Annotated in this window: 19 protein-coding genes and 1 pseudogene; 3 read left to right on the top strand and 17 right to left on the bottom strand. The window is 56.0% G+C overall.

Annotation, left to right across the window (positions count from 1 at the left end):
• Positions 1-134: pseudogene (locus tag ACQ4N8_RS23755) on the top strand (IS256 family transposase); the annotation flags it as partial.
• A 232-nt stretch (positions 135-366) separates the two neighbouring features.
• On the opposite strand, the gene ACQ4N8_RS23750 reads toward ACQ4N8_RS23755, so the two are convergent.
• The 12 genes from ACQ4N8_RS23750 to ACQ4N8_RS23695 form a co-directional block, all read right to left on the bottom strand.
• A complete protein-coding gene (locus ACQ4N8_RS23750) occupies positions 367-1,626 on the bottom strand; it encodes an MFS transporter (protein WP_430706829.1) in 1,260 nt (419 codons plus the stop codon).
• On the bottom strand, positions 1,623-2,939 hold the full coding sequence (locus ACQ4N8_RS23745) for a CehA/McbA family metallohydrolase (protein WP_430706828.1): 1,317 nt from the start codon (positions 2,937-2,939) through the stop codon (positions 1,623-1,625). The genes ACQ4N8_RS23750 and ACQ4N8_RS23745 overlap by 4 nt, the downstream gene beginning before the upstream one ends.
• A gap of 19 nt (positions 2,940-2,958) precedes the next feature.
• Positions 2,959-3,831, bottom strand: coding sequence for a carbohydrate ABC transporter permease (locus ACQ4N8_RS23740; RefSeq protein ID WP_430706827.1), 873 nt, complete (start codon positions 3,829-3,831; stop codon positions 2,959-2,961).
• A 3-nt stretch (positions 3,832-3,834) separates the two neighbouring features.
• Entirely contained in the window at positions 3,835-4,713 is an 879-nt protein-coding gene (locus ACQ4N8_RS23735) for an ABC transporter permease subunit (protein ID WP_430706826.1), read from the bottom strand.
• A 41-nt stretch (positions 4,714-4,754) separates the two neighbouring features.
• The gene (locus ACQ4N8_RS23730) at positions 4,755-6,209 is read right to left on the bottom strand and encodes an extracellular solute-binding protein (RefSeq protein WP_430706825.1); all 1,455 of its coding nucleotides are present in this window, start codon (positions 6,207-6,209) and stop codon (positions 4,755-4,757) included.
• Between the two features lie 32 nt (positions 6,210-6,241).
• The gene (locus ACQ4N8_RS23725; protein WP_430706824.1) at positions 6,242-7,294 is read right to left on the bottom strand and encodes a LacI family DNA-binding transcriptional regulator; all 1,053 of its coding nucleotides are present in this window, start codon (positions 7,292-7,294) and stop codon (positions 6,242-6,244) included.
• Positions 7,295-7,812: 518 nt separating this feature from the next.
• Positions 7,813-8,745 (bottom strand): bifunctional helix-turn-helix transcriptional regulator/GNAT family N-acetyltransferase, encoded by a 933-nt coding sequence (locus ACQ4N8_RS23720; RefSeq protein ID WP_430706823.1) that lies wholly within the window; start codon positions 8,743-8,745, stop codon positions 7,813-7,815.
• Between the two features lie 169 nt (positions 8,746-8,914).
• Positions 8,915-9,223, bottom strand: coding sequence for a carboxymuconolactone decarboxylase family protein (locus ACQ4N8_RS23715; protein ID WP_430706822.1), 309 nt, complete (start codon positions 9,221-9,223; stop codon positions 8,915-8,917).
• A 12-nt stretch (positions 9,224-9,235) separates the two neighbouring features.
• The gene (locus tag ACQ4N8_RS23710) at positions 9,236-9,490 is read right to left on the bottom strand and encodes a TfoX/Sxy family protein (RefSeq protein ID WP_430706821.1); all 255 of its coding nucleotides are present in this window, start codon (positions 9,488-9,490) and stop codon (positions 9,236-9,238) included.
• A gap of 9 nt (positions 9,491-9,499) precedes the next feature.
• Positions 9,500-9,751, bottom strand: coding sequence for a zinc ribbon domain-containing protein (locus ACQ4N8_RS23705; RefSeq protein ID WP_430706820.1), 252 nt, complete (start codon positions 9,749-9,751; stop codon positions 9,500-9,502).
• 65 nt (positions 9,752-9,816) lie between these two features.
• Complete coding sequence (locus ACQ4N8_RS23700; RefSeq protein WP_430706819.1) at positions 9,817-10,491, bottom strand: TetR/AcrR family transcriptional regulator; 675 nt, start codon at positions 10,489-10,491, stop codon at positions 9,817-9,819.
• 373 nt (positions 10,492-10,864) lie between these two features.
• A complete protein-coding gene (locus tag ACQ4N8_RS23695; protein ID WP_430706818.1) occupies positions 10,865-13,363 on the bottom strand; it encodes a beta-mannosidase in 2,499 nt (832 codons plus the stop codon).
• Between the two features lie 135 nt (positions 13,364-13,498).
• Between ACQ4N8_RS23695 and ACQ4N8_RS23690 the strand changes: the two genes are divergently transcribed.
• The gene (locus ACQ4N8_RS23690) at positions 13,499-14,365 is read left to right on the top strand and encodes a helix-turn-helix domain-containing protein (RefSeq protein WP_430706817.1); all 867 of its coding nucleotides are present in this window, start codon (positions 13,499-13,501) and stop codon (positions 14,363-14,365) included.
• Positions 14,366-14,576: 211 nt separating this feature from the next.
• Here ACQ4N8_RS23690 and ACQ4N8_RS23685 read toward each other — a convergent pair whose 3' ends face one another.
• Entirely contained in the window at positions 14,577-15,188 is a 612-nt protein-coding gene (locus ACQ4N8_RS23685; RefSeq protein ID WP_430706816.1) for a polymorphic toxin type 44 domain-containing protein, read from the bottom strand.
• Between the two features lie 182 nt (positions 15,189-15,370).
• On the opposite strand from ACQ4N8_RS23685, the gene ACQ4N8_RS23680 reads away from it, so the two are divergent.
• Positions 15,371-15,688 carry a hypothetical protein gene (locus ACQ4N8_RS23680; RefSeq protein WP_430706815.1) on the top strand — a complete coding sequence of 106 codons (318 nt, stop codon included), beginning with the start codon at positions 15,371-15,373 and terminating at the stop codon, positions 15,686-15,688.
• A 392-nt stretch (positions 15,689-16,080) separates the two neighbouring features.
• Here the strand turns inward: ACQ4N8_RS23680 and ACQ4N8_RS23675 are convergent, their stop codons facing one another.
• From ACQ4N8_RS23675 to ACQ4N8_RS23660, 4 genes are all read right to left on the bottom strand, one after another.
• Entirely contained in the window at positions 16,081-16,941 is an 861-nt protein-coding gene (locus ACQ4N8_RS23675) for a GNAT family N-acetyltransferase (protein WP_430706814.1), read from the bottom strand.
• A gap of 228 nt (positions 16,942-17,169) precedes the next feature.
• Positions 17,170-18,639, bottom strand: coding sequence for a sulfatase (locus ACQ4N8_RS23670; RefSeq protein WP_430706813.1), 1,470 nt, complete (start codon positions 18,637-18,639; stop codon positions 17,170-17,172).
• Positions 18,640-18,798: 159 nt separating this feature from the next.
• The gene (locus tag ACQ4N8_RS23665) at positions 18,799-19,665 is read right to left on the bottom strand and encodes a carbohydrate ABC transporter permease (RefSeq protein ID WP_430706812.1); all 867 of its coding nucleotides are present in this window, start codon (positions 19,663-19,665) and stop codon (positions 18,799-18,801) included.
• A 44-nt stretch (positions 19,666-19,709) separates the two neighbouring features.
• Positions 19,710-20,636 (bottom strand): carbohydrate ABC transporter permease, encoded by a 927-nt coding sequence (locus tag ACQ4N8_RS23660; protein ID WP_430706811.1) that lies wholly within the window; start codon positions 20,634-20,636, stop codon positions 19,710-19,712.
• Between the last annotated feature and the right edge of the window lie 95 nt (positions 20,637-20,731).

Below are 20,731 nucleotides of genomic sequence, written 5' to 3'. Positions count from 1 at the left end.
TTTATTTAGATGTTATCGCCTACAACGAACGTTTCGAAAACCGTGTGATTCGTGGCTTTGGTGATCCTACAGTGAAGTTAGCACTAGCCAGATTGTTTGATGAGCGCTACTCAGACTCTGATTCAGTACATTAATAAATAGGGTGGCCGGTCTGGTGGGGGAGGAGGCCTCCTCCCCCACCACCACATCCTCCTGATGGATGTTTCTACTGGTTTACACAAACTTCTTGACGCTACCCCCGCTATTCTTCCGACGCTCGTTTGCCACTGATTCCAACACTCATCCGCTGTTTGTCCGCCACTGATTCCTGCACTCTTCCGCTGCTAATTCCAACACTCCTCCGTTTACTCGTTTCGCCACCTGCCACTATGCCTTCCCCGTGCTAACGTCCGCGCGTTCCTGCGCCTGCATCGCCCGCCGGATAAACGCCAGCGGCAGCAGGCCGATCGCGATCACGGCACCGAGGAACGCCGTAAGATTCGTCTCCAGCCCCGCCTCGCCCATCCGGTAGATCCCGTACAGCAGCGCCACGCTGGAAATGCGTCCGATGCTCAGCACGATTTCCCGCCATACCATCAGCTCGATGCGCAGCCGCCCGCCTTGGTCGCAGCGGCTGACCGCGTTAAAGGTCAGCGTATTGAACGGCGTGTCGAAGAACGGCCGGGCCACGGCGCTGAGCACGCCGTAGACCGCCAGCGTCCAGGCCTCCAGGTGAACGGTGATCCCAAGCAGGGACAAACCCATCAGCAAGGCGCCGATGACGAGGTAGGGCCATCGATGGCGGTCCCGGCCGAAGCGCCCGATCATATAGAAGCTGGCGACGGACAGCAGCGTGGTGGCGAAGGCGAACCGGCCGGTCGCGTTTTCGCTCCCGGTAGCGATGAACACCCACAGCCAGATCGCGATCGCCAGCACCCCGTCGCGGAACGCCACGCCGGCAAAGGCGAAACTCAGGCTGCGCCACTCCCGGCGGCGCAGCACCCCAAGCATGCTTCGCCATTCGAAGGCGCCCGCCGCCGCATGCTTCGGCAGCAGCAGGGCCGCGCCCAGGGACAGCGCAAAGCACAGCAGGCTGGCGAGAAAGACGGCCGTATACCCCGCCAGCGCGGGCAGCGATTCCACCAGCGCGCCGGCGATCAGCGGCCCGGCCATTCCGGTAATGGCCCCCACCGCCCCGTTAATACCGTTAAACCAGTTGCGGTTCCCGGCGTCGGTCACGTCGACGGACAACACGTTCATCGACATCCAATAGAAACCTTGGCCGATACCGTACAGCAGGCCCAGCGGCAGAAGCATCCGGGGCGATTCGCTCCCGAGCGCCAGCACGGCCACATAAAACAGCATTTGCACGACGCTGCCGATCCACAGCGGCTTCGTGCGGTCCGCCCGCTTGCTGAGCCAACCGGCCAGAACGAATGCCGGAAGCCAGACCAGATAGGAGGCCAGGTTGAACAGCAGCGTCTGCGACATGTCATTCGTCAGCTTATACCAATATACATTGATGAAAATATTGGACAAGCCGTTCCCGAGCGCATTAAGCGCGTTCACCGACAGCAGCGCTTTGGCCGAACGGGGCAGCGCCGGGCTGGCGGTATACGCGCGGGCCCCCGTTACCGCCGGCTTCATGCGGGCCCGCCCGGCGGCTTCCGCGAGAGGTACACCGGATTGGTCAAGCAGGTCATGACCTCCCGCTCCCACTCCGGTAAATACCGCCGCGCCTCCAAGCGGTAGAACAGCCGGTCCGCCGGCATGCGGCAAACGATCTCCTGCTCGCTCTGCACGAGCCATTCCCGCTCCAGGCCGCGGTCCGACCACAGGTCGACGCGGTCTCCCTGCGCTCCGCGAACGGCAATCGCCAGTTCTACGCCGTCTTGCCCGGCGGCGACCTCCAGCTCTTCACCGATGCCCGCCTCGCCCGCAGTCAGCGTGATAAACGTGTCGTCCGGGAGCATCGACAGCACCACGGCCCCGCGCCGGACGGCGTCCAGCACCGCCGCCGCCGTATCCTCCGCGACGTACACGTGCGCGGTCGGCCCGCCATGCCGGACGAGCGGCTCGTCCCGGTGCGTGTCGCTGCCGCCGACGGCCACGATGCGCCTTCCTTCGGCCAGCTGCTGCTGCCACCAGGCGACCGCCGTCTCGTTCAGCTCCCGCCACGGCCCGTTCCACACCTCGATGGCGTCGAACGGTACGTCGAAGCCAAGCTCCCAAGGGCAGTCCGGGCAAAACGGGTGGTTGAGCGAAACGAGCGCGCCCTTCTCGCGCGCCCGGCGCAGCTCTTCCGAGGCGGCTTCCGGCGTCAATACACGGAAATCCGTCAACGCGTCCGGCTGTCCCAGCAAATTGGCATGGCCTTTATAGCTGGTCAGCTCCACGCCGGGGATCAGCAGGAGCGCCTCGTCATGCGCCGCCGCAAAACGGTTTTGCGAAGCCGCGTTGTGATCGGTCAGCGCAAGGAAATCCAGCCCTTTCTCCCGGCAGGAGGCCATCGCTTCGCTGACCGTGTAACGGCCGTCGCTGTGGACGGTGTGGGCATGCAGGTCGCCCTTGAGCCAATGCGGATGCTTCAGGGTGATCACGATGTCGAGCTCCACGTCGATCCCTTCTTCCGGCACCCGGTACGCGCCCAGCAGCACCGCCCATTCCCCCACGCGAATCGGCCCGGCCAGATAACCCGGGGTCGCTTGTTCCAACCCTATCTTAAAACCGTTCCGCGCCCCGCCGCTCCAGCCGATGATGCGGTCCGGCGAACGCAGGCCGAGGTCGACCACGGAACGGTCGTTTTTGTCATAGCGATAATGAACCTCGATGGACTCCGTTCCGTCCGGAACAAGAAACGCCACCTCGGGATAACTCCGCTCCTGATCATGAACGAGCCGGATCCGGCGTTCGATGCGTACGGGCGAAGGCGGCAGAATATCCAAGCGATCTTTTGACATGAGGTTACAGCTCCCTTTCCTATTCCTTGCTGGCTCCCAGCATAATGCCCTTCATAAAAAAACGCTGAACGAACGGATATACAACGATCAACGGAATTATCGCGATCACGATGCCGGCCATCTTCACGTTGGTCGTCACCAAGTAATTGCTCGACACGCTGCTCGTATCGATAATGATCGACTTAAGCGCGACTTGCAGCGTATATTTCATGCTGTCGTTAATGAAAATGAGCGGTGCGGTAAACATATTCCAACGCCCTACGAACTCGAACAGCGACACGGTTGCCAACCCCGGTGCAGCCAGGCGCAGATAGATTTTGGCGAAAATCCAGAAGTCCCCCGCCCCGTCGATCCGGCCCGCTTCGGCGATCTCGTAGGGAATGCCCATGAAGAAGTTCCGCATCAGCAGAATGGAAAAACCCGACACCAGTCCGGACAACACCAGCACCGTCAGCGTGTTGATCAGATGAAAATCCTTGTTCACCACGTACAGCGGAATCAGCACCGCCTCCTGGGGAATCATCATCGTCAGTAAAATAAATGTGATCATCAGTTTCTTTCCCGGCACTTGCGGATGGATCAGCACGTACCCCGCCAGCGAGGACAACAGCACATGCAGGACCGTCCCGACGACGGTGACGATCGCGCTGTTCATGAACGGTCGCCACAGGTCGAGGCTTTCCCAGATCGTCCGGTAGCCTTCCGCGCTGAATTCCGCCGGGAACAGCACGACGTTCGGCTGCATCGAAGCCAGCCCGGTCGAGAGCGACAAGGCCAACACGTTCAGGAACGGGATGACCATCGCGAGCATCAGCAGCAGCAAAAATAGTAAATTGACGGCGTCAAACAGCCGGTTTTTCCAGCCCATCCGTTCGAATCGTTCGATGCCCATCGCTTATCCCACCTCGTCAAATCGGGTTATTTTGCGCACGGCCCACGTCAGCGCCAGAGTGAAGATCAGCACCATAAAGCTGGCCGCCGCGGCCACGCCGACCTGCATGTTCATGATCCCTTTTTCGAATGTGTATACCATCAGCACATCGACGTCCGGCGACGTGGACGGGTTGCGCAGCACGAACACCTGGTCGAAAATCCGCAGCACGCCCATCGTGTTCAGCAGCAGGACGACCTTCATCGTGCCCAGCAGCTGGGGAAGCGTCACATAGCGCATTTGTTGCCAGCGGGAAGCGCCGTCCATGCGCGCCGCCTCGTACAGCGAAGGATTGATCGTCACGATGCCGGCCAGGAACAAAATGCAGTTGTAGCCCATGTCTTTCCAGGTCGCCACCAAAATCATCACCCAGCGGGCCCAAAACGACTCGGCCAGGAAATGGATCGGCGGCGTGCCCGCCCAGCGCTGCAGCAGCAGATTGACCAGCCCGGTATCCGGCGACAGCAGGAAAATCCAGATTCCGCCGACGACGACCCAAGACAGCAAATGGGGAATGTAGAGCACCATCTGAGCCGTTTTTTTGAAACGGGCATGCAGCACCTCGTTCAGGGACAACGCCAGCACTAGCGGAGCGGCGAAGCCGAAGGCCAAAATGCCGCCGCCGATCACCAGCGTGTTTACGAGCGACTTCCAGAAGAACGGGTCATGCCAGACCTGCGAATAATTCGCAAGCCCGGCATACGGACCGTTTCCCATGAGCCGATAATCCTGAAAGCTGACCTGCAGCCCTTTGACGAGCGGGTAATATCCATAGATGAGGAAGTAAATGACCACAGGCACCATCATCACATATAAAGCTGCGTGTTTCCGAAGTGCTTTCATGCTTTATCGTCACATCCTATCCTTGAAAAACCATGATTTATCTATTCGTCGATGAGGTTTGCCGCCTTAAGCTCCTTCTGCATTTGCTTCACGGCATCGGCCGCCGGCATTTCTCCCGACATGGCCTTCAGGGCGTAATTTTGCACGATTTTTTCGGCGTCGGCCCATTCCGGCAGCGACAGCTCGAGCGTGGCATACTGCTTGACGAGATCCTGGGCTTCCTGCACGCCCGGCAGCTTGCCGAACGGCGGCTCGACGTTTTCGTTGTACCAGAACGGCACGCCGTGATCCATGTTGTGCTCTTTGCCGGTCGCGGTCAGCGTGTATTTGCCGCCGTCCTTCGTGTAATCCTCGCCATCGATGCCGAGGCTGCCCAGCGTAATGCCCGCTTCGGTATGCCAGAACTCCAGGAATTTCTTGGCGGCATCCGGGTGCTCGGCATTGACCGGCATCATCCAGTAGTCGGGGTCCCCGCGGCGCATCAGCAGCGCGCCGTCCGGTCCGGACGCGCTCGCCAGCGCCTTTGCTTCGAACGCCGTATTCGGATCGGCTTCCTGGCGCGTGCTGTTGAACATGCCGACCCAAGCATCCCAATAGGTGACCATGCCGACGCGGTCGGTGAGAAACAGGTTGCGCATTTTGCCGGTATCGTTCGTGACGAAGTTCGGGTCCATGATGCCTTCCTTAGTCAGCTTGGCAAACCATTCGTACATCGGAACGGCGGCATCCGACGCGTACGGAATCGTCCGTTTTCCGTCTTTCATCACGTAACGGTATTTGAGGCCCGCCGCGCTCATGAAGCCTTGAATATCGTACAGGGCGGAGGTGCTCAGCCCGTAGGTATCGGCCTTGCCGTTCCCGTCCGGATCCCGCTCTTTAAAAGCCTTCAGCACGTTGTAGTAATCGTCCAGCGTTTTCGGCTCCTTCAGGTTCAGCTTGTCCAGCCAGTCCTTGCGGACGATCGGCATCGTGCCGCCCTGGAACTTGGAGAATACGGCGTAAATCTTGCCGTCTTTGCCCTTCAGCTGATCCCATTCCGCGGACGGAACGACGCTCGGATCGGACAGTTGGCTCGAGCCCTGCACGAAATCCGTCAGGTCGGTCAACGCGCCCTGATCGACGAAGCCGTTCAGCTTGCCGAGGTCGCTGCCTTCGATCAAGTCGTATTTCTCGCCGGAGCCCAGCGCGGTCAGCACCTTTTGATCGTAATCGCTGGCCGGGCGCTCAATCGTGACGTCGATGCCGGTCAGCTTCTTGACTTCCTGCTCGAATTTGGCGTTTTCCTCCGGCGTCTTCCCGCCGACGTTCGCGGACAGGATGCGCAGCTTCATATCGCCGGCCGGCGCTTCCGTTTGTCCTGCGGCGGACGCGCCGTTTTGCGTGCCGGTCGTCGTGCCGTTTGCCGAGCCCGAATTGTTCTGGGCATTGCCGCAGGCCGACAGCAGCATCGAACCGATCGCCAGCAGAGCCAAAAGACTGTTCACTTTGCGTTTCACTTATGGTTTCCTCCTTGTTTATAACGTGGATCCTATCCTAATTCTTTTTCTCTTTCTGTCTTTGCCGGGGGAGCGCAGGAACCTCGCACCACAATGTCCGCCGGGATCAGCGTCCGTTTGGCCAGGCGCTTGCCGGTTTCGATCTGTTCCAGCAGGAGCAGCACGGATTCCTGCCCCAACTGGTCGGCATGAAGCCGGACTCCCGTGAGCGGCGGCGAAAATTCCTGCGCCAGCGGGCTGTCGTAAGCGAAGGACAGCACGGATAGCTGCTCCGGAATGCTTAGTCCAAGCTGCTCCGCGGCCTGGTAGGCGCCGAGCGCCATCGAATCGGTGTCGGCGAGGATCGCCGTGATGCCGGGGTCGACGCGCAGCTCGGACAACACTGTTTCGTAGCTGAAGGTTACCGACGAAGCGATGCCGTCCGGCTTATGCAAGATCATCTCCCGCGGCGGCGCGAAGCCGGACTGCCCGAACGCATTCAGGTAGCCTTGTCCGCGATCCACGGCCACCGTGCGATTGGCCGGCGCGTTCAGGAACAAGATGCGCCGGTGCCCGAGCGACATCAGGTATTGCGTCGCTTTGGCGGCGATGCCGACGTTATCGTTGTCGACGTAACAGACGCGGGACTTGTCCTCCTCGGACGGGCGGCCGATCACCACGATCGGCACGTCGCGCTGCAAGCAGTCTTCGATCCGGGAGTCGCCGATGACCGCGTCGAGAATAATCTCGCCGTCCACCGGATCGGAAGCGATATGCTCCACCTGGTTCATGAAGGTGGACGACACCGTGTTGATCAGCAGCCGGTACCCCCGTTCGTAACAAACGGGCAGCACGCCGTTCAACAGCGAGTACTGGAACTGATTCAGCTTCGCCCTCTGCTCGCCCCGCATATTAAGGCCGATGATGCGCGTCGTTTTGTTCACCAGACTACGGGCCCAGTAGTTTGGCCGGTAATTCAGCTCCTTCGCCACCTTCATGACCTGCTCCGTGACTTCCTTGCTGATCGGTCGCTTTTTGCTGAACACGCTGGAGACGGTGCTTTTCGAAACCCCCGCCGCTTTTGCCACATCATCAATCGTCGCCAAATGAATCGTTCCTCTCTGATATTCGTACTAGTACGGTTACTAGATTAAACCGGTTTTGTTAAAACCGTTTCAGATTCGCGTCCGAAGTTTGTAAAATCGAAACCCTTGACGGCAAACCCCGCTTCCAAACCTGCATTTCACGAAAAAAATGACGCTATGCCGTTCGCGAAACCGGTTTAATTCCAGCACTTGCCTCTGTGGCCGCACCTATCCATGCGTTAACGGACCTGAATGACGCTAATCGTCCATTTCCCGGGTATTTCCCAAGCTAACGGACTCCTCGGGCGTTATTCGGCTCTCAGAGAATTGTTTGGCGGATATTTGGAGGGAATAACGTCTCCTCGGTCCGTTACAATTTGAGCGCTGCGAGTTTTGAAGCATATAGCGTCTCGGAGGTCCGTTAGAGCAGGGAGCGTGATAACCGCGCCGGCGCCTCAAACCGTATACTACTGGGAACCAAAAAACGGAGTCCCCTTCCGGGAACTCCGCTCCTTCATTTTTCAATTAAAAATTCATGTTCACCCTAACTCCAACTCGTAGGTCAATTCCAGCAAGGGTTTGCCCCAGGCGTCGTTCGGATGCTCCGCGACTTTGACGAATCCCGCCTTGGTATACATGCCGATGGCTTGCCGCTGATCCTCCGTGGTCTCCAGGAACACCTTCGCATATCCCTTCTCCCGGCAATAGTCCATCGCTTTGTTGAACAGCAAGCCCCCCAGACCGGTACCCCGGTATTGCGGATGAACAAGAAACCAGCGCAGCTGCGCCTTTTGGGGCGAATGCTCCACGATGGCGATCGCCCCGATCATGTTTCCGCCCGCTTCCGCAAACCAAAAACGGTCTTTCCCCGGAAGGTAATGCTCGAAAAAATCGTAAAACGTTTTGCAGACATACCCCTCAAAACGGTGATTATAGCCCAGCTCCTGGTAAAGCCAGCCGTGCAGATGAATCAAATACCCCGCGTCCCCGGGGCGCAATTCGGTACGAATGCGAATCCGATCGCCGTCCATCGCCGGTGTGTCGGACAACGCCGCTTCGATCGCTCTCATACCGCCGATGAGCCGCTGCTGCCGTTCGGCTGGCAAGCCGCCGATCATCTGATGGACTTGGCCGTCGGACAATGCGTCCAAGCGGGCAAGCGTCTCTTTCCCTTGATCGGTCAGGTATAGATAAAACAGCCGCCCGTCTTCCTTGGATTGCTCCCTGCGGGTCAGGTCCATTTTTTCAAACCGTTTAAGCATTCGGCTCAAATACCCCGGATCCAGGCTCAACTCCTCGATCAGCCGCTTGGCCGTGCACGGCTCCATATGCCCGATTTCAAACAATACGCGGGCTTCCGATAGCGAAAACTCGCTGTTCGGCATGTGTTGATCCAATAGACCGAGAATATTCGTGTAAAAACGGTTGAACCGGCGAACGGACTGGATTAAAGGTTTGTAGACGGAATTCATGGCGCTCCCTCCCGAATGAACGATTTATTTTGTACTCTATCATAGTTAAGTTATTTGACTTAGTCAATTAAAATATTTGACTAAATCAAGTTTGTAGCTAGAGTTAGCACAAAAAAAAAGACCACCCCAGGGATGGTCTCCCAATCGTCAACGGGAATCCCGCCGCCGTTTAATCTTCGCCGAACGCGCTCAGGGCGATGGGCAGAGCCTGCAGCACGGCCATTCCTGCCGCCGGAAGAGCCAGTAAGATGCTGCCGATCACTTCGTCCTTCGACGCGCCGGATTGCTTCGCCTGAAGCACGTGAAACGGGATGCCGCTATGCAGCCGAGCAGTCGCCAATACGGACAAATATGCGAGCGCTTTGGTTTTGGGATCCAGCGGGCTCGCCGCCCCCATCGTTTGCACCATGTCCTGCCACGCGTTGTGCTGCTCGGGCGCTTCCTGGGCAAACGCCGTGTACGAGTTACTTACCTCCAAAGCACATTCCTCCTATTTTACCGATTGAAAAAAGTCTTTGAGCTCCCGCTTGGTCTCATCGGATAAATGATTCTTGCGGATACCGCGAATGGCGCCCTCCAAGGCGTAGAGCACATGCAAGCAAGCTCCGGGATCCAGCAGCTTCAATCTCGCAAAAGCTTCGCGGCTGCCCATTTCCGCCAGTTGCACCGGAGTCTCCACGCCGGCTTGCCTTAGCTTACGCTCAACGACCGTACCGATATTGGGGAGATCGTGCAGCGCGTCCACCGCTATCCCCTATCCTTCCCGCAGCTGGTCCCGCCAGGCCGGAAGCCGCGACATCATGCTGCGGGCGGCGGACTTGGCCGCGCTCCCGTCAAGGCCTTGGGTACGGACAATAAAAGCGGTCAAGGAATCCAGCTTCTCCGCTAGCGACTGCATCGTTCCGTCCGGCCGCGCGCAATGCACGCAGTAATCTTTGCTCGTGTCGCCCATGGCAAACTCGGACGGCTCCTGCATCGGCATGCCGCAGGCAATGCATGTTTTCATTTCCAACACTCCTTTGTCATCATCGTTTTATCGCTACCCCGGGAGTCCCGTAAGAGAGGTTACCGTCACTCCCGGGGCGCGAGCAGGCTCAAATAATGCGCCAGCAGTTCTTCCCCGTAACGCTCCAATACGGAGCCCTCAGGGGCAAATAGATCATCGTTGGCCAAGTAGTAATGAAGCAATCCGATCCAGGTGTTGAACAGCAAATGCAGCGGCATCGGCCGGACCGAGCCAGCCTCCATCTCCCGTTCGGCGGCCTCGCAGAGATGATGGGAGATCGCCGATTGAATCGCGGTCAAGACGTGCCGCGCGCCGTTCGGCAGCAACCGGCTTTCCCTGACCAGCCGGCCGTAAAAAGGCTCCGCTTCCCGAAGCCCGGCCAAATGAGCCTGCAGCACCTCGCGCAGGCTCCCGCCCCGGGAAGCCAGCTCGTGAAGCCTGGCGTCCACCCGCACGCCAAACTCCCCGATGACCGCATCCAGCAGCGCCTCCTGCGTGGCGAAGTGGGCGAACACCGTCCCGTGCGAGACCCCCGCCTCGCGGGCGACATCCGCGGTCCGGGTGGCCAGCAGCCCTTGCCGGGCATATAGCGACAACGCCGTTTCGATCAGGCGCAACCGCGTCCGCTCTTTCTGCTGCTGCCGCTGCGTCTTGGCCGGCTGCCCGTTGCCCCCGCGCGCCAAGGCTGCTGCGCCTTCGCCGGTTCCGGCTGTTTTCTTTGGATCGTTTAGTTTGCTCATTCGCCTCCTTCTCCCTCCTTCATCTCGCTTACCGTCTTCATTTTTCCGACTGCGAAACTATTTTTTATTTCGTTGAGTGTTTACTCAATGACTATACAATCAATATAATATCTAAACCGTCGATTGTCAACATCCAGCGTCTTCAAAAGACCGGTGGCAGGAAACCGCCGAAGCCCCACTCCGATTGTTGTATTTTATGCAACAATTCGGAGCAAAACGGCTTGAAAACCGCAGACTGTTGTATTTCGTACAACAATCTGCAGTTAATTCGGCCTGCTGCTGCAATATTGTTGTACAAAATACAACATTTCATAATTTCTATCATTTCACAACACAAAACAGGGCACCCGTAGGCGCCCTGCTCCAAAACGACTTAAATATCGTACACGCTGCGGACCGTCAACCGCTCTTGAAGCTCCGTCAGTCCCGCCGCCTGGCTTAACGTAGTTTTGTCTATAGTGACCGTCTTGACCGAACCGGCCGACAGATCAAAATAGTTGCCACTGAGGATCGCGTCCAGCCCGCGGAAATCCAGCTCGACGAACCGGGCGTAAGCCTCCGAGGTCAACGTGATCGCGAAACGATCCGCCTCCTCCGTCACCGTGGCCTGGATGCCCGGATCAATAAAGCCGAAATGCTTCGGCTTCACGAACAAAACCGTGCCTTCGCTGACGACTTCGCCGTCAGCCACCCAAGCGTATTCGAGGTAGGTTTCCCGCAGCTTCGCTTTCGTGTCCAGCTCCCCGGCAAAATCCAGCCGCTCCAGCTCCACGCTGGCAAACGGTGAGATTTCCGCCGCCCGCTCCCCTTGCCGGAGCACTTCGGAGCGCGCGTTCCGCAGCTTCCACACCAGCTTGCCCTTCGCGGCCCGCTGGCTTTCGTTGGACACGTGCAGCGCGACCTGGGTGCCCTCCTCGCAAGCCGAGGCCAATACCGGGGCGAAAAAGCGCTTCGCCTCGTATTGCAGCGCCTTCCAGCGTCCGTAATAGTCGATGCTCGACCAAGAGGCCACCGGCCAGATGTCGTTCAGCTGCCAGTACAACGCCCCCATGCAGCGCCCGCGATGACGGCGCCAATGCTCGACGCCGCAGCGCATGCCTTCTGCTTGAATCAGCTGGGAGGCATACAGCAGGGAGGAGAAATCCTTCGGATACCGGTAGGTCTCTCCGATGTAATACAGGATTTTTTCGTTCCCCGTCCCGTTTTTTTGGTGGGACTCCATCACGTACGAGAAGATGTTCCGGTCCTCCGGCAGCGTAAACGTCTCCACCGTCTTGAGCGACGGGAACGATTGCAGCCCGAACTCCGACATGTAGCGCGGAAACAACGTGCGGTAAGCGGTGAAAGGCTTTTTGCCGTGCCAAACGTCCCAGTAATGCATGTCGCCGTAATTCTCATCGTTCGGCTTATCGAAGCTGCCCTTGGAGGACGGCGAAGCCCGCCAGTAAAACGTGTTCGGATCGATTTCGCGGGCGATGTCCGGCAGCAGCACCTCGTACATCTTGATGTAATCGGCCTGCAGTTGGAGGGAGGTTTGCTCCGCCCAATTCCACTCGTCCCAGGCCAGCTCCTGCTCGTTGTTCCCGCACCAAAGCCCCAGCGAGGCGTGATGGCGCAGCCGCTTCATATTGTCGATCGTCTCGCGGGTGATATTATCCTTGAATTCCTCCGTCAGCTCGTAAACGCCGCACGCGTACATGTGGTCCTGCCAAACGACGATCCCCAATTCATCGCAAAGGTCGTAAAAATAATCCTCCGGATAATGCCCGCCCCCCCACACGCGGATCGTGTTGAAGTTGGCTTCGGCGCAGCTGCGGATCAGGCGCTCCGTCCGCTCCTTGCTGCGGCGCGGAAAGATATTGTCCTCCGGAATGTAATCCGCTCCCATCGAAAAAAACGGAATGCCGTTCGCTACGAGCTGGAACGATTCGCCCCATTCATCCTCTTCCTGCAGCACCGTCAGGGTGCGCAAGCCGATGCGCATCTCGCGCCGATCCAGCTCCCGGCCCTGCTCGCACACCGCGATCTCCACCCGGTACAACGGCTGCTCGCCCAGTCCGTGCGGCCACCATAGCTCCGGATTCGGGATTTCCACCGGGATATGCTGCTCCTGGATGGAACCGTCCGGCGCCGCGGAAGCCCGCTCGTTATGTTCCGAAACCCCGGTTTCGGTGACGTTGCCCGATGGACTCGTGACCCGGACGACGATCTCCCGGCTGTCTTCTTCGGCCCAGCTTTCGGTCCGCACGCGCACATCCAAACTCACCTTGCCGGGCTCATGGATTTGCGTGACATACACGTCGTCGATCCGGGAGCGGTCGTAGCCGCGGATCGTTAGGTCCCTCCAGATCCCGAGGTCCGGCAGCTGCGGCCCCCAATCCCAACCGAACATCGAATGCGCCTTGCGCAAATGGGAAATGCCGGGCACGGCGTCGGCGCATCCGATGAGCGGCCGCTCCGCCTGCTTGCGCAGCACGTATTCGACCGGCGAGCGCAAAATCACATGAATTTTATTTTCTCCCGCCGCAAGAAACGGTTTGATATCCACCTCATAGGTCCGGTGCATATTGTCGGCGTTCAAAATCAACGTCCCGTTCAGGAACACTTCGGCCAGCGTATCCAACCCTTCGCACAGCAGCACGACGCGATCGTGCGCCAGCACGGACGCGTCCACCGGGAACGTCCGTTCATATTCGTAGTCGTATTTCGACAGCTCCAACACTTCGTACTCCTGATCGCGGTAGAACGGATCCGGCATTTTACCGGCATTCAGCAAATCGTAATAAACCGAACCCGGTACGGTCCCCGGGATCCATTCGGCCTGGTCCAGCCGTTTCATCCGCCAAGCCCCGCCCAAATCGACTAGCAGCATTCCTTTGTCCTCCTCATGTACTTTTTTCTCCTGGGTATGGTTTGATTGTACTAAAGAGGATGGGCAATTTCTTGTATTGTGTTCACCCAAGTCATGTGCTATTTTAACATCATCCAAAAAAGCGAGGTGCCGCGAGTGCTCACATATACCGAGGAAAACCACATCGATCCGGAGGTACCGGTCAACCCGTTTTGGGTAGAGTCCTTGTCCCAGGTGTCGCCGGAGCATACCCATGATTTTTTCGAGTTTTTCGTGATCGAGGGCGGGAGATGCCGCCACATCGTCAATGGGCAAACCCAGCCGCTTCGGGCGGGTTGCCTGGTGTTCATTCGACCCGCGGACGTCCATAAATACGAGCGCGACGGGGAGGAAGACTGCCGGTTTTACAATGTCCCCTGCCGGCGCAGCTTGATCGGCGAGGCTTTGGCTTATTTGGGGGAAGCGGATATGGCTCAGCAGTTGCTTGAGGCCCGGCTCCCGCAGATCGCCACGCTGTCCCAAACCGAAGTGGGCGAATTCGTCGCTTTGTTCGAACGGATCAAACTCTTGTCCGCCATCGATAAGATGAAGGCCCGCATCGTCCTGAAAGGAGGGTTGATCGACATCCTGACCCGCTACTTTTTCGGCCCGGACCCCGTCAAGCAGCCGGAGATCCCGCTGTGGCTGGAACACGCTCTCGCCAAAATGCAGCTGAAGGACAATCTCCACCGCGGGCTGCCCGCGTTATACGAGCTGTCCGGAAGAAGCGTCGGCCACGTCAATCGGGCCTTCCGCCGCTATCTGCAGCAGACGCCGACGGAATATCTCAATCAACTCAAGCTGAATGCCGCCCGCAACCTGCTGCTGACGACGGAGCTGCGCGTGGTGGATATCGCTTTGGAGTGCGGGTTCGAGAACGTCAGTCATTTTTACCACCAGTTCAAAAAGTGGTACCGCCAGGCTCCGCTCGATCTGCGCAAAAACAGCCGCGTCAACCCCGAAGAGAGATTCACAAGACAATAAAAAGATTGACCCCTTAATGTAGAAATGAAATAGAATATCCATCTGTATCAATCAAGATGGTAAGGTTATGTCACACTTGAAGAAAAATTATGAAAATATCAAGTATTCAGCGTACCGTTAAAAGCCAGGTGCATAAACAACATAGTTATTCACTACGTTATACATTAAAAAGCCTCGGTTGAAAAACCGAGGGCTTAATTTCCAATCCAATCTAACCTTGTTTATCGTAATAACCTTGGGCAATTGCTTGTTTATCGCTGAAGTCATCTGGTGCCCCATTTTTAATTTGACTGACTAGGTCACCTCCTGTGTACAAAGTACTTAATGAAAAAATGAAACTCCCTGTAAATCCATAATTATAGTTGCCAAACCACTCACTTGTCTTGATCTCAATCGAATTTCTTGTATAAGCTGTCCATTCTTTATTGTATGGTTTATATCCATTAACAGCTTTATAATCCCATTCCCCGTTTGGCTTTACCTTGCCAACCCACATTTCTATTGGGGCGGTTACAGCTTTGTTCGGATCCCCTAATATTCCACCGGCTATCGCATTTAAATATCTCTCCATGTAATCATAGTTATTACTAGCAATATGGTAAGCTTGTAATGTAGGCGGAGCTCCTGGATCAGAATATGGATGTACAAGACCTTCATCTATTCTTTTCTTTATCAAGTCGTTACTAAAAACTATGTTGGTAATTTCATTCTGGGAGGCGACTTTGATATCAAAATTACTGTCAAAGGAGACTCCACCAACACTAATTGCAAAGTTAACATCATCCATCCATGTTATCAAGATATGCACTAAAAAGATTACCATCAATTCCTAATTCTTTGGCTGAAGTATTGATATTAATTTGACCATCCTTAGTCAGTGATGCAAGTCCACTTTTGAATACTATATTCGTTTTGTGATTTCTACTATAATTTGGTGAAGAGTGGATATTTTGAATTAATTCTATAAAATAAGCGCATAGTCTTTAAACGGAAGGGGGATATCCATTGACTTTTTTTAAACTTAATGGCCTTAGTGCAATGTATGCAATCATTTTATTTATTCAAACAGAAGCGTTGGTAAATGAATACCGCATTGCAAGAATTACAGGATTTAGTTCTACTATAATTATTTTATCTGTTGTCATTATTTGTATTGGCCTATCAGTATTATGTTATTATATTGCTTTGAACTGGTTTAGCAAAAAGAATATTAGGTATCTCTCAAGTTTGCTTTGGATACCTTACTACTATATCTTTATAAAATTGAATGCGTCATTATTTCCAATAATCAACCCTCGCCCCTATCAGGAATTGGTTTACTAATATTGGCTGAACTTTTTCTGTATCCCTTTTATGTCATATTAATTAATTTTTTTGTAACGATAAAAATGGGTGATATTTAACACCACCGTAATAAACGATAATTGCATGAGATGAGAACTTCTAGCACAGGGTAGCATCCTTCAGCTCTTTCTTTTTTGTTAACATAACAAAATAGGAGCGATTTACAGACGTTTGCATTCTGTGTGTCTGACATAGAAGAGCAGGAAGGGGCCACAGCGCTGCTGTATGGCCCTGTTTTTGTGTCTGTCTGAGTATAGTAAAACCAACTCAAGGTAGGAACCACCTATGCAGCAGATAATCATTTTTGCCTACGGCCTTTGGCTGGTGACGCATTAAGGTGATTGTACCTGCTGCCTTCTTGCTAAGCGGCACTATACACGCCAGAAGCGCAGCCGGTAATAAGGAATGACGCGAAGCGGGGCAAACCCGAGCTGCTGCGCAAGCCGGTAGGAGCCTTCATTCCCTCGACGGCAGGCCCACACCGGCTCCAGGCCGAGGCGCAGGCACTCGTCGATCAAGGCTCGGCTAACGAGGCGGGCAAAGCCGCGGCCGCGGAAGGGTTCCGCCGTCTCGATGCCGATTTCCAGCTGCCGCTCGTTCCGGTACGCCGAGAACGCCGTCGCCGCAAGCTCTCCGCCGCAAAACAGGCTATATCCCAAGCCGGCCCGCTCAAACGCGGTTGCGTCCCGCCAAAAATGCTTGGGGACCACGGTGCCCGGAATTCGGTCGAACATCGCTCCGGTCGTTTTCGCAAGCTTAACCCCAGCCGGAGTTGCGGAGGCCGGGACTTCCGAATACCGGAGCCGGTCAAACGTAAAGTTGACCCGCTCGTGTTGTTCGACGCAAGGGCCGGCCGGATCGGAACCGGCCGGCGGCGTTTGCTTCTGTTCTCCGGCGCCCGCCAGCCTCGCCCCCAGCATCTCGCGGATTTGCCGGCTCCATGCCTCCTCGGGATAAACCTGCAGCCATTCGTCGGCGGTTCTCGCGCAGCCTGCGTCCAACAAATAGTCCCGCAGCGCCCGATTGAAGTTTTCCTCTTCCGCGCTGCCGAACAATAAAGACATCCCGTAAGGATGCACGACGTAAAATGCCTGCGGCCGCGCTGCATCGTCGACGAAGATCTCCCCCGGCATCTCCCCGCGGACCACGGACTCCGCAAACAACGTGTTGATCCCGACCTCCCGCAGCGGTCCGGCGGCTTTGCCATAATCGTGCTTATCCAATCTGATCAATGAGATCTCCCTCCAGTAGAGGCTCCCCTCGACGTTCCCCCCATGATGACCTGAGCCGATTTTTACCAGCCATTGTAGGGGGAAATCCCGAACATCGCAAGTGGAGATCTCACACCAGGCGCATCGGGTGCAACTAACGAAATAGCCCGAAAACCAAATGGGTTGACACCATCGGTTCCCGGGCGGGTTAGACTATCAATATCCCCGTAAATAACGAGGTCCCCTTGTTCAGTTTTGTGCGAGTCCCAGCCGCCGGTATTGCTCCTCCGGCGCTTCGGCCCGCTTCATTTCCGCCTTAAGCAGCTCCGTCATCCGCGCTTCCGCCTCGGTGTCGGCCAAAGGGTGCTGCTGGGCGTAGTCGCTCCCGATATCGAACAACTGCGTTGACATCACCCTGCGGTTGTTATCGTAGGGCTGCCCCGGTACGCTTAGCGGGTAGCGGAACACCGGGTGTTCCGTGTAGGGCAGGAAGCGCCCGCATTCGATGCGTTCCTCCGCGTCCCGGCCGAGAAAAGCACGGAATGTCGTCGGCACCGCCGTGTAGATGTAGCACGGATGATTGTCGGCGCTCTGCGGAGAACGCATATACGTATATTGGCCGTCGGTCACGTTTACCGCCATGCCATGGTATCCGTAAATCGCCGCATCGCGCACTTTCTCCTGCGTTCCCTCCAGCAAACCGCGAAGCGAATGGCCTTTCACCGTTTCCGGAACCGCCACGCCCATGTAATCGAGAATCGTCGGCATCAAGTCGACCATTTGCGTTAACCCCGCGATCCGTTGCCCGCCGCTCTCTCCGCCGGGCGGACGAATCATGAGCGGAATATGGGCCAGCTCGTTGTAGATATGCATTTGGTTTTTGCCGAGCATTTGGTGCTCGCCGAGCAGGAAGCCGTGATCCGTGGTGAAAATAAACAACGTATCCTCCCACAATTGATGGCGGTCCATCGTATCCAGCAGTTTGCCGAACCAGTGGTCGATCATGCTGAGATTGGCCGCGTATCGAATCTGCAGATGGCGCAAGGCTTCCTCCGGCACATTCGCATCGCCGTACGACGGCCAATCAAAACGGGGACCGTCGTAATCATCCCCGTACCGATCCAGATAATGGCTCGGGAAATCGAACGGCTCGTGCGGATCAAACGCCTCCACCATCAGGAAATAGTTGTCTTCATCTTTGTTCCGCTCCAGCCAATCGCAAGCCGCGGCCATGGTGCGCGGCCCGGAAAAATCCTCTTCCCGCCGGAACAATTGGCGGTTCAACTCGTATTGCCCCTCGACCCGCCCGTAATACGCTTCCGGCTTTTCCGGTTCGCGCACGGCCGAATGCCATGGATCTCCTTCCTGCCCCCGATGGAAATCCCAGGTCGTAAACGACTGGCAGTAGTTCTCCCCGCCCCGGGCGAAGTAGTGGTAATGGTCGGTGACGATATGGCTGAAAATCCCCGCTTCGCGCAAAGTATCCGGCAGCGTCCGGTCGAACGGCTCGATGCCGCCCCAGCCCTTTTCCAGGAAGGCGGTTCTTCCGGTAAACAGATCGCGCCTTGCCGGCATGCAGGGCAGCGAACCGGACCAATGCTGCTCAAACACCACGGATTTCTCCGCCGCCCGCTCGATGTTCGGCGTACTGGCCCCGCCGCCGTATGGCGGAAGGCTGCGGCGATTCAACGTGTCCATCAATACGAGTATCGTTTTCATCTTGATCCCTCCAACCAGGTACACTCATGTACTCTTAGCTCCTGGATATGGTTTGATTGTACTAAAAAGGATGAGCAATTTCTTGTATTGTGTTCACCCATCTCATGTGCTATTTTAACACCATCCGTAAAAGTATCGTTTTCATCTTGATCCCTCCGATCAGGCTTTCAGGCCGGTCGTTACGATTCCCTGCACGAAATATTTCTGAGCGGCTAGGAACAACAGAATCAGCGGTAACACGACCAATGTGGTGGCAGCCATCAGCAAATTCCACTCCACGTTCGTTTCTCCCCGAAAAATCGTGAGTCCCAGTTGGACCGTCCTCATCTCCGGCGTATTGGTCATGATCAGCGGCCACATATAATCATTCCAGGCGGAGGTCGTTTTGAATATGGCGAGCGTGGCCAAAATCGGTTTGCTCAGCGGCAAATATATTTGAAAAAATACCCGGAACTTGGATGCTCCGTCAATTTGCGCCGCTTCGTCCAGCGCCCTCGGAAAGTTAAGGAAGAACTGGCGGCACAAGAAAATGCCGAAGGAACCGGCGACAAACGGCAGAATCAAGCCGGTGTAGCTGTTAATAAAGCCGATCCCTTCCTGGCCGAACAAATCGTTTCCGCCCGCAAGCGGAAACTGCTTCATCATCAGAAAAGTGGGAATCATCGTCGTCTGGGCCGGTACCATGATCCCGATCAGGACGGAAAAGAACAACACGTTCCGCCCCGGAAACCGCAGCCGCGCAAAAGCGTAACCGGCCATGGAGTTCAGGACCAGACTGATGATCACGGTAATGACCGTGACGACAAAAGAATTGAAGAAGTATCTGGCCCAGTCTCCCCGGGATAAAGCCACGGCGTAATTGTCAAAATGCCATTCCTTCGGGAATAAAGCGAAGGTCGGCGATTGGATCTCTCCCATCGTCTTGAAAGAGGTTAACACCATGATCAGAAAAGGAACAAGCATTGCTGCGGCCACGGCCAAAAGCACGACGGACAACAAGAAGCGGCCGTTTCGTTTGATACTCAAGCTCTCCACCTCCATCTAATATCTATGATTGCTTGGTCTTCTGTTTAATCGACGTCCAAATCGTCTCCCTGATTGCCATACCGGAAATTAATCAGGGTAATCGCCAGCGTGATGATGAACAACACGACAGCCATTGCCGAGGCATAACCCATTTGAAAGTCCTGAAAGCCCCGCAAATAGATCTGATGGACGACCGTGGTCGTCGAGTTGAGCGGTCCGCCGCCCGTCATGATATTCACCTGCTCGAACACCATAAAGGAGTTGATGCAGGACATCACGAGAATGAAGAAAGTGGTCGGCTTCAGCATCGGAATCGTAATGGAGAAGAACTGCCTGATTTTCGAAGCTCCATCCATATGGGCGGCTTCGTATAAGCTCGAAGGGATCGACTGCAAGCCGGCCAAGTAGACGATCATCGTATATCCGATCGATTTCCAGATGCTCATGACGACCACCGCCAGCATTGCCGTGTCCGGATTATAGAGCCACTGCACCGGGTCAAAGCCGAACGTTTTGATCATCCGGTTCAAAATCCCCAGCGCCGGGTCGTAAATCCACAGCCAGATCATCGATACGGCGACCATGGAGGTTACGTTGGGAATATAAATGCTGGCCCGGGAAAACACGCGGCCAAACACCTTTCCGTTCAAGAGCGCGGCCAACACCAGTCCCAAGAACATCTGCGGCAAAATCGTCAACAAGGCATAGATCAACGTGTTGTACATCGCCGTGCCGAACAATTCATCGTGCAGCAGGCGAATATAGTTCTGCAATCCGACGAACTGCGGTGTGCTGTAGAAATTATAGTTGGTAAAGCTGTAATAAACCCCGACAAGCAACGGGATGAAAATGAACAAGAAGTAGACCAGATAACCCGGGGCGATCATGGCGTAACCGACGTAGTCGATATTCGTCCCCCGCCTGGATTTGATCCGTTCCTGTACTTTCGAGCCGGAAAGCGCCGGTTTCATTCGTACCTCACCTCGCAAAATTCAATTATGGCTGGATATGCCTGAATAGCGAAACGCCCGTGCGCGATTTTTCGGCAATCAGGCGTTCCGCAAGT

Source organism: Paenibacillus macerans (assembly GCF_050565405.1).
Classification (GTDB): Bacteria; Bacillota; Bacilli; order Paenibacillales; family Paenibacillaceae; genus Fontibacillus; species Fontibacillus macerans_B.
Note: the sequence above shows the minus strand (reverse complement) of the source record. Positions and strands in the feature narration are given on the sequence as shown.